Source organism: Embleya sp. NPDC127516, from assembly GCF_044765325.1.
Lineage (GTDB): Bacteria > Actinomycetota > Actinomycetes > Streptomycetales > Streptomycetaceae > Embleya.
Map to the genome: position 1 here is coordinate 50,194 of NZ_JBIWJT010000002.1, position 15,154 is coordinate 65,347.

Sequence of the window (15,154 nt, forward strand, 5' to 3'; positions counted from 1 at the left end):
GAAAGAGAGTTCATGCCGAACCCGTCGATCCGCCCGAAGCCCCCGCGCGGTACGGACCCGCCTCCGGAACGCGCGCCCGTCTCGGCGCCATGTGTAGTCTCCTCGCCGCGCGCGACGACCGAGCGGTGAAACCCGAAACTCGGAGCCCGCGACACGGGCGCCACCACCGCCGCACGCGGAGCCCCGCGACACAGGCGCTGCTGCCACCGCCGCACTCGGACGCATCGCCGGACCGGATGGACATGGACCGGAACGTGTGGCGGTCCCACCGGCGGGGCCTCCGGGCGCCCGTCGGCATACTGGAGGCATGGACGCACGTGTGCGGTACGCGGACGTTCGGCCGTATACGGTGCCGGACACCTTCGCGGAGTTGGCCGGCCCAGCCGAAGGCGTCGTCCGGTTGCCCACGTCCTTGGATTGGACCCCCAAGCAGTCGTACGACCTGGCGGACGACGCCGATGTACGGCTGCTGTACGAGACCGTGCTGCGCGAGGCGATGCACGCCGAGGAACTCGGCCGCCATCTGAACGGGGACTTGCTGGCGCGTGTGTGGCCGCGGCTGTGGTTGCCGCGTCGCCTGCGGGTGATCTGGGAGTCGAAGTTCCCGAACCTCGCGCCCGTCGACGCATAGCATTCCGGCCATGGACCCCCTGCACGCCAGGCTCGCCCGCGTCGGTCTGGCCGCCGCGGCCTCCTACGGTTTCGTCCTGGCGGGCGGCTACGCGGTCCAGGCCCACGGCTTCCTCGAACGCATCTCGGACGACGTCGACCTGTTCACCGACATCGCCGACCCCACGGCGTTCTCCGAAGCGGTCGATCGCGTGGCCGCGGCCTATCGGGCCGACGGTTTCACGGTCGACGTCGAACTCCTGGGGGTCGTGTTCGCCCGCTGCACGGTGATCGACGAGACGGGCCGCGAAACCAGGGTGGAGATGGGCTGCGACTGGCGATCCCGCCCACCGGTACAACTCGACATCGGCCCGGTCCTACACCCCGACGACGCGGTCGCCAACAAGGTCACCACCCTGTTCGGCCGCGCCGCCCCCCGCGACTACCTGGACGTGAACGCCGCCCTCGCCTCCGGCCGCTACACCCCGGACCGCCTCCTCGAACTCGCCGAAGAACACGACGCAGGCTTCGACCGCCCCTATTTCGCGCAAGCCCTCCAAGCCGTAGACCGCTGGCCGGACCGCGAATACGCGGTGTACGGAACAACCAAGGAACAGATCGCCCGCATGCGCGAGCGCTTGAAGAATTGGGCGGCCCGGATCGACGGTTCCTGACCGGCGCAACCGAGTGGTGTTTTTCTTCCTCCGGGAGGATGGGGCGCATGTGAGCCGGCTCACCCATGCCATGATCCTGGAGCGGGACGAGCCGAGTACTCCCGCCGAACCGGCAGTAGCGGAGAATCTTAATCGCATTGCCGAGCGTTGCCGGGCAGGATGAGTCTTTGTACACGCGCTGAATTCGGGGGCCAAGGCGACGAGTTCGCACCGGGTTTGAATCGGGGCTGCGCTCCTGGCGTTGCCCGGTCGATGATGATCTGCGCTCTCTTGGTTTCGGGAACGGGCCGCCGCCGGCACAGTAATCGACATGGTGGACTTCTCTGCTGCAACTGACGCCGTTGTGCAACACGAGGACCGGCTGGACATTCCGATTCTCGTCCGTGGCGGTCCGGCACGGCGCCCCACGCCGCAGTGGCAGACCGCCAGGACGCCGTGGCCCGCTCTCGGAGCGGTGCCACCTCACGGCTGGTACCTGGCCACCACCACGTGGCGTGAAATCCTGAAGCAGGCGGCCGGTGTGGGCCGCGACGTCACGCCCTGGCTCGTCCATCTCCCGCAACTGGCGCTCCAGGAACTCCTGGCACGGATCTCACCGCTCCAGGCGTATCTGACGCTGGAGGACACACCTGCCGGTGGTCCGTACCCGCACAACGCGGGACGGCGGCTCGTGCCCAGCGTTGTGCACACGCACGGCGCGGAGCGCTCGGCCCGCGGTGCGTTCGGCTATCGGCTCGGGATGACCATGGCGCAGTGGCTGTGCTGTGGGTTGATGGGTTTGCCTTCGACGACAGATGTCGAGTCGCGGGCGCCCGCAGGACTGCCGGGCTTCGACGATCCGAAGAAGCGTCTGCCCGACCTGTGGGGCCGCCACCCAGGGGACATGTCGTCACCCTGGTGGCTGATCGAAGCGAAGGCCGGCTTCAGGATCGGTAAACCGGAGCTGATGGGCGGGCGGGAGCAACTTCTGAGCGCCAGTGCCTTGATGGCCGGGCATCCGCACCGCCTGTTGCTGACTGGTACGAGCATCGCCGACCAAGTCTTCATGACGCTCGACGAAATCACGGTTCCCCCACCGCTCGAGGGCGGTGGAGGAGGTTCCCCCCTCGATCCGGGACCAACGTCCGGTGACGACGCGAGCGAAGACGACGACGTGTTGCTGGAAGCTGCGTTGGACCAACTTCTGGTGTACTTGCACCTCCGCTATGGTCCCCAGGCCGGCGTACGGGTCACCCCGTTGGCCTCGGGCAGTGCCTCTGCCAGGCGCGAGGCGGGCGGGGGAGTGGTTCTGTTGGAACACGACGTCGAGACCCGAGAGACCCGGAGAGCACTGCGGGGGCAGTGGCCGGCCGATCATCGCGGTTTGCGCGAACGCCCAGGCGTTGTGGACTTCATTTCCGCGCCCATCCCGGGGACTGGGGTGCATCTCGGTATGTCGCGCAGCCTCTTCGCTGCCTGCGCGAGCTTGCATCGCGGGCAGATGCGGATCGTCAGAGATACACCCGGCCTCCTCACATCCGGACGTGGTCTCCACCATCTGCTCTTCGAGACCGATGACGACCTCGAAGCGGTCCGTCGTGAGCAACGCGGGCGCTTCCGTGAGCGCGAGACCCGGGAGCACGACCGGATCCGGCGAGATGTCCGTGAAGGTTACGTCCGGGGAGCCGACTCGGACTGGGCCGAGCTGCTGGGTGGTGCCGAACCCCGTGTGTCACTGGGCGAGAACTTGCTCGAGGCTGCCGGGCCGGAGACCTACGTGGCGGTCGAACGTGACGAGCCGATGCTCGCAGCATCCCGGCGACGCTAAGGCCCGCCGAACCGGCGCGGGTGCCCGTCGCTTTTCGAATGCGAGATCATCGTTCGCACGCCCGCGATCGGGAAGGGGGAACGTACCGGACGCAGGCGGGTCGAAGCGCGTTGGCGGGGCATCCATCGTCTCGGGGAGGCCACAGGCCGTGTGGCGGGTTGGACGGTGCCGCCCATCGGAAGCGCCAACGTGTTCCGAACGCAGCTCGTGGCTGGTCAGGCGACGGAGCGACGGCTTCTCATCAGTGATCTCGCGGCCGGCAGCAGCAAGGCATGCCGCGAATCACTGTCGTTGGCCAAAACCGTGTTCCCGAGTCGCCGGAGTGTCACGAGGTCTGTCGTCGCGGTGTCGGCTGTCGACCAGTTGGATTTCTGGCGGGACGTTCTCGTCGGTTCAGAGGCCGACGACGGCGTGGTGGTGCTACTTCGCAAACACGACGAACGTGCACTGCGGGACTGGACGCAGCGCCACAGTCGGTTCGAGACGGATGAGCGGATGGCCAGGCTTTCCCGGGCTACCGGCGGCTGGCCTTGCCTGTTGGACAAGGCTCTCGAACTATGGGCCGTCAGCCACGACCAGGACGAAGCGCTGCGTGAACTGGAGTTGTGGCTCGGTCAGAATCTCGGTGCGCAGGAGTTCGTCGACGCCGTGGGGCTGTTGCGGGATGACACGGTCATGAACGGCTACTTGGCCATCGTCGATCAGCTGGACACGGGCTGGAACTCCGACGGCGACTGCAGGGCCGCTCTCGAACTGGTCCACATCGCGCCGGACGAGGCGAGATGGGCCTTGAGCTGCCTGGAGGCCCTCCAGGTCCTCGACCGGGACGTCAATCGGTTGCGGGTGGACCCTGTTCTGCACACAGCGCTGGGAGTGATGGGCCGAATCGGGTGACGTACGGGGCCGGGCCCTCGTGGGCCCGGCCCGTGAGCACCTGATCAGCGGGCCTTCGCGCGAAGACCCAGGTGCCCGGTTGCACGAGCACGACCCGCTAACCGTTTCGTTGCGCAGGGCGGGGCCTCGGGTTGTGTACTGGCGCGACATGGGTCCCCTGGACACCTCGGGGCTCTCGGGGAGCTCGGATGGCCGTTACCCGGTCGTTATTGTGAGAGCTTGTAAGAGAGCAGGAACCGGAAGCGGGAAAAAGCCCTGCTTCAGTTTCCTGAAGCAGGGCTTCGACCTGCGACTTGCGTTCCCGCGAAGTCGGGACGACAGTATTTGAACCTGCGACCCTTTGACCCCCAGGCAATCCAGGAGCCGGCGGCGAGGCGCTTCACGTCCCTCCCGACGTGCCGGAACAGGCCCCAGTGGTGCGTGGACGTCCGGCAGCGTACGTCGCCGTTGTCACGCAGTTGGTCACGCAAGGCAGTGCACGGCTGGTCGCGGACCTCCGTGGGCCGCCCACTTCTAGGGCCGGGCCGCTGACGTTGCGAAGGAGGTGGCCGCGCTCCCGGCTGGTGGCTCGCACCAAACTGTCGTCCTGGTCTCGTAGCCTCTGCTCATGACGATCGGCGATGCCGCCCCAGGGCCGGAGCCCGCGGTGAAGTCCTCCACTAAGTCGGCTCTTTGGATCCGCGAAGAGCGGATTTCAAGAGGATCACCAGGGCCGCTCTGACCAGCACGTTCGATTGCTAGCGACGCAACTTGACCGCGCATTCGCCGTAGATCATGGTTTCTGCCCTCGTCGACCCCGCATAGAAGGCCCTGCCGACTTGCTCTCAACGTGGCTCGCCCTCGTAGTGATCAAGCCAGCAACCTCATGCTTAGAAGGCACTTGCTCGGTTCGCCACTCCGGTCCCCTGACCTGCACCATCACCGGACCTTGCTGACATGGTGGGCGGTCACCGGCATTCTGCCGGAGAGTCCCTACGTTCGAGGATCAGCTCACCTACATAGGGTGATCGACCCGCGCAGGGCCGCGGCCCCGTCGTCAGCCGCCCCGTACGGCCCGCTCGCGCAGCTCTGGGTCAACGGCTGCGTTTTGGTCTCGAACTTCGGCGAACAAAGGGCGTAGGGGCCTGTCCTGGAGGACACTAGGTCTATGCGATTTGACCTGACACCTCTTGGCAGCCGTGAATTCGAGCATTTGACTCAAGCCCTTGCTATGGCGGAGCTAGGCCCTGGAGTGGGGGTATTTGGGTCTGGCGCAGATGGGGGCCGTGAGGCGACATTTCGTGGACCTGTTCCAGTTACCACGCATGGGCATCTCTGGAGCGGCTACGGTGTGATTCAGGCTAAGTTCATGGAAAACCCCGGAAAGCCTAAAGAGAATGCAGCCTGGCTCGCGAGTCAAATCAATTCGGAGATGGCCGCATGGAAGGAAAGGAGGGATGCAGGGAAAGATATTCCCGCATACTATTTGGTGTCAACGAACGTGAGACTTTCGCCACAAGAGCAAATTGGAGGTATCGACAAAGTCGACGAATGCATGAAGAGTCACGCTAAGACTCTCGGATTCAAGGGTTGGCTGGTTTGGCATTCCGATACCATCAGTACCCTACTGGCTACTAATAACGATGTACGCACATCCTATGCCGCATGGATTACGCCGGGTGATGTACTTGCAAGTGTTCTGCAGGCGCGACAAGAGGAAGATAAAGAATTTCCAGAAGCCTTAAACTCCTTCTTGGCGAAGGAGCTTCTTCGTCAAAGGTACGTAAACCTCGACCAGTCAGGGTCCGCTGACGATAGAAACCTGGCTCTCGCAGATATCTTCGTCGACCTTCCTTTTCAGCCATGGCAGGATGAATACGCGTATCCGAATTCGAAAAAGGTTCTCACTACGATAATTTCTTCCTCTGATGCAAGATACGGCGCATCGGGACAGGGTGAATCCGATGGTCAAACCGAATCAGAACAGAAGTACGTGTTGATCGGTGGACCCGGGCAAGGCAAGACAACAATTACGCAGTTCATCTGCCAGGTTTACCGTGCATCGCTTGTTGCCGAGTCTCGTACTTCCAAGCAGATTGACATAAGCAGGGCTATCGAGAAAATCAACAGACTCATGAGCAGCGAGTCTATTCCAGTTCCGCGAAATCGACGATGGCCAATCAATATTCAATTAACACGACTGGCTGATGATCTGGCAAAGAACAAATCCTCATCTGTCTTGGAATATCTTGCTAACTATATATCGCGACGTTGCACAGGAAGCGTCTCGGAAACACAGCTTAAGAAATGGCTTCGCACTTATCCATGGTTTGTTGTCCTAGACGGACTGGACGAGGTTCCTGCTGCAAGTAACCGGGCAGAAGTTTTGTCTACCATCGATGATTTCCTCGTGGAGGCAGCCTCGGTCAATGCCGACCTCGTTGTAGTTGCAACGACCCGCCCGCAAGGCTACACAGATGAATTTTCCCCACGCTCTTACCGTCATTTGCACCTCACAGCTCTGACAGAACAAGTGGCTATGAATTTCGGATCCAAGCTGGCCACTGCTCGTCATGGTGAAGAAAGTGACCGCAAAGACAGGCTGGTCGAAAGGCTCGAACGGGCTTACATGGAACCAGCCACATCGAGGCTCATGACCACACCACTCCAGGTGTCGATTCTCGCCGTCCTCCTTGATCGCGTCGGCCAGGCTCCCAAAGACAGATACACACTATTTGATGAGTACTACCGAGTGATCTACGAACGTGAGCTTGAGAAAGATAGTCAAGCAAGTTCGCTCTTGCGGGATCACCGGTCCGACGTCGACGCAATTCATTCTCGCGTGGGTCTTCTCCTTCAAACTCAGAGTGAACGTTCCGGTGAAACAACTTCTACCTTGTCGACCCAGGAACTGCGCAACGTAGTTCGTGCCAGACTCTCAAGGGAGGGGCATGCTGGAGTCGAGCTTGAAGCCCTGTGCGGACACATAATCCAAGCGGCGACAGACCGTCTGGTATTTCTTGTTTCGAGTCGATCGGATGAAATCGGATTCGAAATCAGATCGTTGCAGGAGTTTTGGGCCGCTCAAGGCGTGGTTCAAGGCACGGATCTTCAAGTAGGCAACCGGCTGCGCGCCATCTCAGCGAGTTCACATTGGAGAAACACACTTCTATTTGCCCTTGGGAGTATTTTCGCCAAGCGTGAAAATATGCGCGACACCGTTGTGACGCTGGTCTCCGAACTTAACAGTCATTCTGCGATCCATTTTGAAGTGCGAAAGTCACTTCTGCTGGGGTCGCGACTAGCTGTCTCCCTCCTTCGCGATGGAATGGTCCGCGCCCCTCTATATGCGCAACTCCTGACTGAACAAGCGCTCCTTCTGTTGCGACTTCCACCCGACGAGGACATTCGTAGACTTGCTGGGTGCATACCCAAGGATACGATCGAGGCTCTTGTTCATATGGCTGAAGAGAAGATCGCTGGCCGGAACGAGGCAGATTATCTCAGCCTCATCACCATCCTAGTGACCATTTCTTCTCGCGTGGACATATCAGAACTAACTCGTCAAACGACCTATTCATTGGGGTCGCAACTATACGCCAAAATTGCACCTAAAGATAAGGACTATCTATTTACAATTGCCGAAGAGATGCACCTCTCCAGCCTGAAGACTCTCTGCCAAGACCGCCTTCTTGAGATGCCGGTCCACGAAGTATTTCAGGCAGTCGGGGTGTTTCGTCATACGGCACGACGAGGAGGGCTCCAATCACGTGCGGATGTCGAGGGGCGCTCCGATTGGGCGCGAGATCTCGTTCGCCTCTTCCGTAATTCAAGAACATCCCTGAGAACAGCCGTAGGGTCTCCACAAGTGGAATCCTTCGGCATTTCTATCTATATTCAAACGATGACGGATTCGGTGAGCCATTGGGGCCTGCTTCTTGAAAGCAAGCCCCCTGGGCAACCGTGGTTCTATTCGGTGGCCAACTTTGCCGCTAGGCCGTCACGCGAATCCCTTGCCATCGCATTGCGGGAAGCATCGGGGAATAGAGAATCTATACTGCGTTGTTGTCGAGTTTTCCCCTGGGTTTTTGGACAAATAGTGGTAGAGGAAGAGGATTTGAGTGATGCTGCTAGAAAGGTAGAGGGCGGCATATACGGAGATGTCGCAGATTGGGAGAGCATCGAAGATTCCTGGGGACAGATGGAGCCCTTCTGGCTGTCCGGGAGCTTGAGTAAGAGAATCAGCAATGGAGATCCATTTTTTCCGATCTCGGCGGCGCAGTTCTCATTCACCGTACCAATTAATGGGACTCTCATCACAGAGGCAATAGTGGCGAGTTTCCAAGACTATGAGAATCGACGCCCACATTCAATTCAACTGAGATGCGAGTATGCATCATGGTTGCTCACTTGGTTGTACGTGGGGTCCCATGCAAGCCACCTGGCCCACAATTTGGCGAGCGAAATTGGTCCAGCGAGGATAATGCCGGTCCTACGAGACATCGAGACGCGCCGGAAATCTGGGGCAAGCTGGATTCAAGGTTTACCTGTAAATGAACAATGGATCGATTGTCTGGACTATGTCGGTAAGAATCTCGGGCTGCCTACTACCGGAGACGGGAGTCAGACGTCGAAGCTTATTGAGGCATGGCTCGCCGATACACAGAGATGGGGGTTGGCGCGACTTGCGGTTTGCGAAAGCTACGCCCACTCGGAGTGGAGCGAGGAGATAATCAATGAATGGAGGAAGTCTCCTCCTGTGGCAGGCGGAGTTAAGCCCACGCAAGATACTCGTCATATGATCTCTCTTATGGCTGCTGCATTCGGTAGCCCTAAAGATAGGAGGGAAGCCAAAAAGCTATACGCTGATGTCATGGCATGTCTCGCCTGGAACAAGGATTATGCAATCGAAATACTGGATTGCTTTTATCCTAAAGAATCACCGATGTCACGGTGTTTTGCCTTGATGTGCGCTGATGGGCTCAAAGACATTGCACCCAGAACGCGGCAGATTATTCTCAGAAGATTGGTGGAGGCCCAAGGGGCAGATTTCAGTGGAATGACAGGAGAGGCTGTTCAATCAGGGCAGCTTGGCGAAATTCCTCAGCAAACTTCGTCACGCTGAAAACCCAAAGGTGCTTCATGGCCTATGTCACCTCCTCGGCGTTCGAGTTGCGCCATCGCCACACTGCGACGGAACGATATGGGCAGGAGGCCCGACCCGGCTGATTTTGGGGCTGGCTTCCGTGCACAGAGCAGGCTTGATCCATCGCGGCCGAGTGCTTGGCAAGAGCTAGCACTCTGCAGGCACTGGGCGCCCTGGGCTGGGTAGCGCGCAACACGCGACCCGCGGCGGCTTAAGAGAACGAGATCCCGCCAGCGGTTGTGCGCGATGTCCGGCACGCTGGACGGCTGGAACGTCGCGAAGTCCAGGGCACAGCACAACCGGCGAATCCTGCACCACGCGCTGGAGTCTGCCGTGTTCATTCAGATCCGGCGTGGTCGACAAGAGCTCTCTGGTCAACCCATGCCAGACCGCCGCTCTGCTCGTCGCGATCGGGCAACGACTGGGAGGTCGCCGTTCTGCACAGCGAAGCGATGCTGTTCAGGACCTGAGAAACTTAGCCACGTATTGCCGCAATCATCCGCATAGGTCCGCTGACAGCCAGACAGCGCCGGACGCCCACCGATTCACTTGGCGAGCGTCCGGCGCTTCGGCGTGTCTAAGCGAGACCTGCGCGGACGTGACGTAGGAGTGGGGACGGCGTGGTTGTACCCGGCAAGGACTCAAACCGCAACCAAGTGCTTAGAATGCGCTTGGTCGATTTATCGCGTATGGCCTTCTGACCTGCAGCTTAGCCGGTCTGCCGGACTGGCTTCGCGCCTTTTGCCGCGCATTTTCCGGAAGCACGGGAAGCGGATGCCATCACGGCCGGTTCCCGGGTGCCCCAGAACCGTGCTCCGTCGCGAGTCTCCCTACTGACGGGATGCGCGCTCGGCTGGAGATGATGGAGCCATGCGCGTTCTCGTTCTCGGTGGGACAGCTTTCGTGGGCCGTGCCGTAGTCGTCGCGGCCCTCGAACGAGGCTGGACGGTGACGACCTTCAATCGCGGCGTGACGGATGATGATGTACCTGGTGTTCATGTCGTACGGGGCGACCGGTACAACGCCTCGGACTTGGACCGACTGGTTACGCACGGCCCTTGGGACGCGGTCATCGATACATCCGGCTACATCCCACGGAACGTTCTCGACACTGCCCTGTGCCTCCGCCCCGCGGCAGGTCGTTACGTCTTCATGTCCACGGTGAGCGTGTACGAGGAGTGGCCGGCCACCGCGCTGAGCGAGGCGTCACCCCTGCTTCCCTGTCCCCCGGACGCGGGCCCCGATTACGGCGTGGATGTCGAGGACGGGCCGACGAAATACGGATACCAGAAGGCGGGATGCGAGGCAGCCGCACAGCAGACGTTCGGCGCCGCACACACCGTTGTACTCCGGCCCGGCGTCGTTCTGGGACCGCGTGAAACCGTAGGCAGGCTGCCGTGGTGGCTGCGACGGGTTGCTGCTGGCGGTGTCGTCGTGGCGCCCGGCAAGCCGGACCGGGGAATTCAGCCTGTCGACGTCAGGGACGTCGGAGACTTCGTGGTGCGTTGTCTGGACCGCAGTCTGACCGGCGCCTTCAACCTGACGGCGCCAATGGAACGGGACACGTTCGGCGACCTGCTGGCAGCCTGCGCTCATGCCACCGCGAGCAACGCGACGTTGCGATGGGTGGATGACGATCTACTCCTGCGCGCAGGGGTGCGTCAGTGGTCCGAACTCCCGCTGTGGCGAACGATGGACGGCGTCTGGCGCGTAGACGGTTCGCGGGCAGCCGCAGCAGGATTTGCCTGCCGCCCCCTCGCGGCGACCGTTGCCGACACGTGGGAGTGGCTCAAGGCGTCCGGGGCCCCACTTGTCAACGAGCGGTCCGCCGAAATCGGACTGAGTGAAGTCCGGGAACGATCCCTGCTCGCGGCATCCGGACTCCGGGTCTAATCGGCATGCGGTAGGGGCGCGGTGGCGTTCTCAGCAAGCCATTCGGTAACTGCTCCGGAGAGCCGACGCGCCTCCGGGTAGGGCTCCCATTGCCTCTCGTTGAGCATCCCCCGCACCTTGTCCAGGCGACCGGTCAACGCCGTGTTGCGGTGCGACGGACTCAGCATGAAGACGGGGCTCAGCACCTCCTGCGCGCCGTCAAGCTCGCCTTGCAGGAGGCGCGCCGCCGCGGTGTCGATGCGCGCTCCGTTCAGCGGCGAGAACGGCCGCTGTTGCTCGGGCTCGGCCAAGTAGAGATCAAGGGCCGTGTTCGTGTAGCGCTCGGCCTGTTCACCGTTGCCGAGTTGCAGCCAGGCCGCACCCGCGCACGCGGCGGCGCGTGCGTCGTCAAAGGCAAATTCGCCCTGGATGTTGTCCATCAGCGGATCCGGCACGTGGGTCGGACCCTGACGATCGTCTTCAGCCTCCGCCAGGACACGCGCCGTCGAGGCAGCGTCGTCCCGGAGCGCGTACGTGCGGGACGCGATGTACCGCAGGCGGAACCGGTGACGACCTGGCGGTGCGCAGTCGAGCCCGCGCTGAAGCAAGAACTCCGACTCGATCAGGTCGTCACGCCAGAAGGCGAGGGTGCCCTGAAGACCAAGAGTCCACGCCATCAGCGCCCTGTGGTCGGCAAGCTCGGCGTAGGACGTCGCGGCCTTGGCCATGTGGGCTGATGCGGGCCAGTGCCCGAGATCGAACGCGATTGAGGCCATGAGGGCAGTCGAGCCGCTGACTACCAGGTAGACGTCGGCAAGCTCTCCTGGCCGCCGAGTACGCTCTGCCATTTGTTCTGCCGTTTGGCGCAGTCGGCGCGCCTGCGCAAACACCGACATCGGCGGACGATCCGAGTATTGGCGCGCGACGAGGGTCATTTGACTGTGGAGCAGTTCTATTGCGTCGCTACCGAGCTTCGTTGAACACATTGCCATGCCGTCGGTGACCTCCATTGCCGCCGTCATGAAGACCTCTTCGGGAGGGGCAGTCAAGTTCTCGATTACCGGTTTCATCCGGGCTGGAGGCGCAGGCGAAACAAGGACCGTGAATCGTTCCTGATCGGCATTGCTGGCTTGCTGTAGGGCGGTGTCCAGGAGTTGTTGAACCCACGCTTTGGGAACGACGTCCGGCTGAGCCCTCCACTTCGCCACCGTACGGATGGCGATGCCGAGGTGTGCCGCGAACCCTTCGTTGGTTAAGCGCAGGGCCTCACGTAGCGAGTCAGCCCTGGCACCCGTCCATGTGTCAACTGCCTGCATAGGGCTGCACCTTCCCCCTGGCTCACGTGTCTGCTTGTTGTGCACGTAAGTGCACTGCGAGTGCATCGTGGGTGCATATGTAGTGCATGTTGCCAGCGCCTGCGGGCCGCTTCAATGGTGAGCATGAAGAAGCGACCCGAAGCCTCAACTATTCGAGGATCCCTGCGACTTGGTTTCCAAGACGTTGACACGCTGTTGCAGGTCCTTGAGAAGCTTCTTCATCTCCCGCAAATCGGCTTCGAGGTCTGTGGTCCCGCGCTTACCGGTCTGGCCGGCGAGTGCGGAATCAGCAACAAAAGCCCCCTTGCCCTGGTGCGTCACTACACGACCTTCGTGACGAAGCTCGGCAAGGGCCATTCTGATCACCGTCACCGAAACCCCAAACTCCTCTTGGAGTTTGGGGAGCGAAGGCAGTTTGTCCCCGGGCTTCATCCCGGCGATGCGCTGGCGAAGCTCATCCGCCACCTGTTCATAGGCGGGCGTGCCGGACCACTCGGCCATGTTGGTGGGGCTCCTCTCTGAGCACTCTGCCCACACAGTGCACCACATTTGACCAACTCGGCGCAGCACTCGACGGGCAGGCTCTTGACGAGCTCTGCCTCAGAGTGCACTCTGAGGCAGAGAGCTTCGAGGAAAGCGAACGAACGTCGCTCTTGCCTGCTTGACCTGCATGTTTGCACGTCTACGGGCCCGCTTCGGCGGGTCAAGTGGCCTTGTGGGGCCTTGGGCACCGGCAACCCTTTGCAACCGGATGGCATGAGGCCGAAAGGCCATGTCCCTGCCTACCAACAGGAGCGCGATCGTTCCTGGAAGGGGACACAGCACGAGTGCTCTTGGTCCTCGGCGCGCCGCACGTCGGCGCGTCGGGGGTCATGGCCACTCGTCTTGCGGGACGAGGCACACCGTTGTGTGCCGGGGCGCCCGCTTCCGGCAAGTCGTCGGGCGCCCCGTGGGTCGTTTCTCCAGTGAGGGAGTACGACCGTGAGAATCATTGTGGACGACCGCGTTGCGGCCACGATCGCCGAGTTCGCGGAACTCGCGCTCGGCGTCGACTGGCCCCTGTTCGACGGGGTCGAGGGTGAGTCGGCGGAGGAGGAGGCGGCGCGGCTGGACGCGGCGCGGGACATCCTCTCGGACCTGTGGGCGACCGATCGCGAACTCGCCCGGCACGTCGAGCGGTTGCTGTCCGTGCTGTGGGCGGTGGATCCGGGGACGGCGGTGTGCGCCGAGATGCTGGCGATGGGCACCGCTCCGGCTCCGGTGGGGGCCGTCGAGGTGCGGGAGGGGGCGTGGGCGGCATGAGCGTCCTGCACCCCGAGGCGGAAGCGGGCCGGGGGTCGATGCCCGGTCGTGAGCGGGAGTCGATGGCGCGGGCGGCGGAGGCGCTGCGGGCCCTGATGACGGACGGTCCCGCGTTGCCGGGTGTCTACGTGTGGACCCTTCCGCAGAACGCGTCGGTTGTCGCGCTGGACGGCGGGGAGGTCGTTGGGCAGGCGTCCGGCCTGAATACGACCGACGACGAATGGCGGTCGGTGTTCGCGGATCTCGCCCGCCGCACGGGCGGCGCGCTGGTCGAGTCGCCGTTGTCCGGTGTGCCGATCGCGCACCGGTTGAGCGTGACGTTCCGGTGGCGTGGTGTCCGTGTCGTGCTGTGGCGGCACGTCGCACCCGTCGGGGACGGCGGTGCGCGATGACCGATCCGCGCATCGTGACGTTGCGCCGGGCCGATCGCGGGTTGACGGTGGCGCTGTTGGTCGTGGGCGGGTTGGCGTTGGTGTTCACGTGTGTGAACGTGACGCTGTTCGCGATCGAGCACGGGACCGCGTGGTACATCGCGTGGTTGCTGGATCCCATGGTGTCCCTGTCCCTGGGAGCGGTGCTCCTGGCGGACGGGTTCCTCGGGGATCGGCCGGGCGGGAGCGCCACCGCGCTGCGTCTGTTCGCGGGGTTGGCGACGTGGGCGATGAACGTGTGGGGGTCGGTCTGGCCGGACGGGTCGTTCGGTGTTCCTCGGGATCCGGACGCGGCCGGGATCGTTCTGCACTCCGTTCCTCCGGTGTTGCTGATCCTGTTGGCCGAGGCGGTGACGGTGTACCGCCGCCGGATCGCCGACCTGATCGGGAAGTTGGAGGAGGAGGCCGCCGACCTGCGGCGGGAGCGCTCCGAACCCGCGCGGGACACGGCGGGAACGGCCGTTCCAGAGGTGTTCCCCACCGACGCGGTGCCCGTTGCCGAGATTCCGGCGTGGACGCCGGATGAGCGACCGGTGTTCGTCGATCCGGACGCGCTTCCGGAAACGGTGTCGCAGGCTGACATGCACGCTGTGCTCGCGTTGCTGGACGCTCACGGCGAGCGTGTCTCCTACCGGCGGGTGATGAGCGAGATCGGCGTCGGCTATCCGAAGGCCAAGCTCACGCTGGACACGGCGCGAGCGCTGCGGGGAACGCGTGCCCCTAGCCCGGCGGACGCCGCGCGGCTGAGTCTGGTGCCTCCGGCCGGTGAGCGGGAGTGGACGTCGTGAGGCCGCCGATCGTCGGCGCCCGCCTGTGGGACGCGGTCCTCGGGCGGGAGAACGGCACCTGCGGGTGCGCCGGCGAGTGCGGCAAGTACCACAAGGAGAGCGGCGGCCGGTGCGATCGGCATGACGCCCTGATCGTGGCGCCGCGTGATCTCGCGACGCCGCTCGCTGCGGCCGTCGGCCTGGACCCGGCAGATCTGACGGCCTGGTGTGCGCGCTGCCACGGCCCGGCCCGATCCGCCGCCGCGAAGGCCGCCCGCGCCGCTCGGGCGGAGCGGTACGAGAGCGAGTCCTTGTTCTGAACCGGCCGGGGGCCGGCCCGCTTCCTAGGGCCCGGCC

General features: G+C 62.8%; 12 protein-coding genes. 10 read left to right on the forward strand and 2 right to left on the reverse strand.

What is annotated here, in order from left to right:
• Nucleotides 1-307: 307 nt before the first annotated feature.
• The 6 genes from ACIRL2_RS02800 to ACIRL2_RS02825 all read left to right on the forward strand — a co-directional run bounded on the left by ACIRL2_RS02800 (nt 308) and on the right by ACIRL2_RS02825 (nt 11,002).
• Complete coding sequence (locus ACIRL2_RS02800) at nt 308-631, forward strand: hypothetical protein (protein WP_402229703.1); 324 nt, start codon at nt 308-310, stop codon at nt 629-631.
• A gap of 10 nt (nt 632-641) precedes the next feature.
• Entirely contained in the window at nt 642-1,283 is a 642-nt protein-coding gene (locus tag ACIRL2_RS02805; RefSeq protein WP_402229706.1) for a nucleotidyl transferase AbiEii/AbiGii toxin family protein, read from the forward strand.
• Nucleotides 1,284-1,593: 310 nt separating this feature from the next.
• Nucleotides 1,594-3,090 carry a gamma-glutamyltransferase gene (locus ACIRL2_RS02810; protein ID WP_402229709.1) on the forward strand — a complete coding sequence of 499 codons (1,497 nt, stop codon included), beginning with the start codon at nt 1,594-1,596 and terminating at the stop codon, nt 3,088-3,090.
• A gap of 165 nt (nt 3,091-3,255) precedes the next feature.
• Nucleotides 3,256-3,984 (forward strand): hypothetical protein, encoded by a 729-nt coding sequence (locus ACIRL2_RS02815; protein WP_402229711.1) that lies wholly within the window; start codon nt 3,256-3,258, stop codon nt 3,982-3,984.
• A gap of 1,147 nt (nt 3,985-5,131) precedes the next feature.
• On the forward strand, nt 5,132-9,088 hold the full coding sequence (locus ACIRL2_RS02820; RefSeq protein ID WP_402229713.1) for an NACHT domain-containing protein: 3,957 nt from the start codon (nt 5,132-5,134) through the stop codon (nt 9,086-9,088).
• Between the two features lie 891 nt (nt 9,089-9,979).
• On the forward strand, nt 9,980-11,002 hold the full coding sequence (locus tag ACIRL2_RS02825; RefSeq protein ID WP_402229716.1) for an NAD-dependent epimerase/dehydratase family protein: 1,023 nt from the start codon (nt 9,980-9,982) through the stop codon (nt 11,000-11,002).
• Here the strand turns inward: ACIRL2_RS02825 and ACIRL2_RS02830 are convergent.
• Together ACIRL2_RS02830 and ACIRL2_RS02835 are read right to left on the reverse strand one after the other, a co-directional pair.
• Nucleotides 10,999-12,297, reverse strand: coding sequence for a hypothetical protein (locus tag ACIRL2_RS02830; RefSeq protein ID WP_402229718.1), 1,299 nt, complete (start codon nt 12,295-12,297; stop codon nt 10,999-11,001). The two genes, ACIRL2_RS02825 and ACIRL2_RS02830, sit on opposite strands and share 4 nt — an antisense overlap.
• 144 nt (nt 12,298-12,441) lie before the next feature.
• Nucleotides 12,442-12,798, reverse strand: coding sequence for a GntR family transcriptional regulator (locus ACIRL2_RS02835; RefSeq protein ID WP_402229721.1), 357 nt, complete (start codon nt 12,796-12,798; stop codon nt 12,442-12,444).
• A 480-nt stretch (nt 12,799-13,278) separates the two neighbouring features.
• Here ACIRL2_RS02835 and ACIRL2_RS02840 point away from each other — a divergent pair, with 480 nt between their 5' ends.
• The 4 genes from ACIRL2_RS02840 to ACIRL2_RS02855 are packed head-to-tail and all read left to right on the forward strand — an operon-like array spanning nt 13,279 to nt 15,117.
• Nucleotides 13,279-13,599 carry a hypothetical protein gene (locus ACIRL2_RS02840; RefSeq protein ID WP_402229723.1) on the forward strand — a complete coding sequence of 107 codons (321 nt, stop codon included), beginning with the start codon at nt 13,279-13,281 and terminating at the stop codon, nt 13,597-13,599.
• The gene (locus tag ACIRL2_RS02845; RefSeq protein ID WP_402229724.1) at nt 13,596-13,991 is read left to right on the forward strand and encodes a hypothetical protein; all 396 of its coding nucleotides are present in this window, start codon (nt 13,596-13,598) and stop codon (nt 13,989-13,991) included. Before ACIRL2_RS02840 ends, ACIRL2_RS02845 begins: the two co-directional genes overlap by 4 nt.
• Nucleotides 13,988-14,818: a hypothetical protein gene (locus tag ACIRL2_RS02850; protein WP_402229726.1), complete on the forward strand. Its 831-nt coding sequence runs from the start codon at nt 13,988-13,990 to the stop codon at nt 14,816-14,818. The genes ACIRL2_RS02845 and ACIRL2_RS02850 overlap by 4 nt, the downstream gene beginning before the upstream one ends.
• Nucleotides 14,815-15,117 (forward strand): hypothetical protein, encoded by a 303-nt coding sequence (locus ACIRL2_RS02855; protein ID WP_402229728.1) that lies wholly within the window; start codon nt 14,815-14,817, stop codon nt 15,115-15,117. Before ACIRL2_RS02850 ends, ACIRL2_RS02855 begins: the two co-directional genes overlap by 4 nt.
• Nucleotides 15,118-15,154: the final 37 nt, after the last annotated feature.

Coding starts and splice junctions, on each gene's coding strand:
- ACIRL2_RS02800 (WP_402229703.1), top strand. CDS start 308: ATGGACGCACGTGTGCGGTACGCGGACGTTCGGCCGTATACGGTGCCG.
- ACIRL2_RS02805 (WP_402229706.1), top strand. CDS start 642: ATGGACCCCCTGCACGCCAGGCTCGCCCGCGTCGGTCTGGCCGCCGCG.
- ACIRL2_RS02810 (WP_402229709.1), top strand. CDS start 1,594: ATGGTGGACTTCTCTGCTGCAACTGACGCCGTTGTGCAACACGAGGAC.
- ACIRL2_RS02820 (WP_402229713.1), top strand. CDS start 5,132: ATGCGATTTGACCTGACACCTCTTGGCAGCCGTGAATTCGAGCATTTG.
- ACIRL2_RS02825 (WP_402229716.1), top strand. CDS start 9,980: ATGCGCGTTCTCGTTCTCGGTGGGACAGCTTTCGTGGGCCGTGCCGTA.
- ACIRL2_RS02830 (WP_402229718.1), bottom strand. CDS start 12,297: ATGCAGGCAGTTGACACATGGACGGGTGCCAGGGCTGACTCGCTACGT.
- ACIRL2_RS02835 (WP_402229721.1), bottom strand. CDS start 12,798: ATGGCCGAGTGGTCCGGCACGCCCGCCTATGAACAGGTGGCGGATGAG.
- ACIRL2_RS02845 (WP_402229724.1), top strand. CDS start 13,596: ATGAGCGTCCTGCACCCCGAGGCGGAAGCGGGCCGGGGGTCGATGCCC.
- ACIRL2_RS02850 (WP_402229726.1), top strand. CDS start 13,988: ATGACCGATCCGCGCATCGTGACGTTGCGCCGGGCCGATCGCGGGTTG.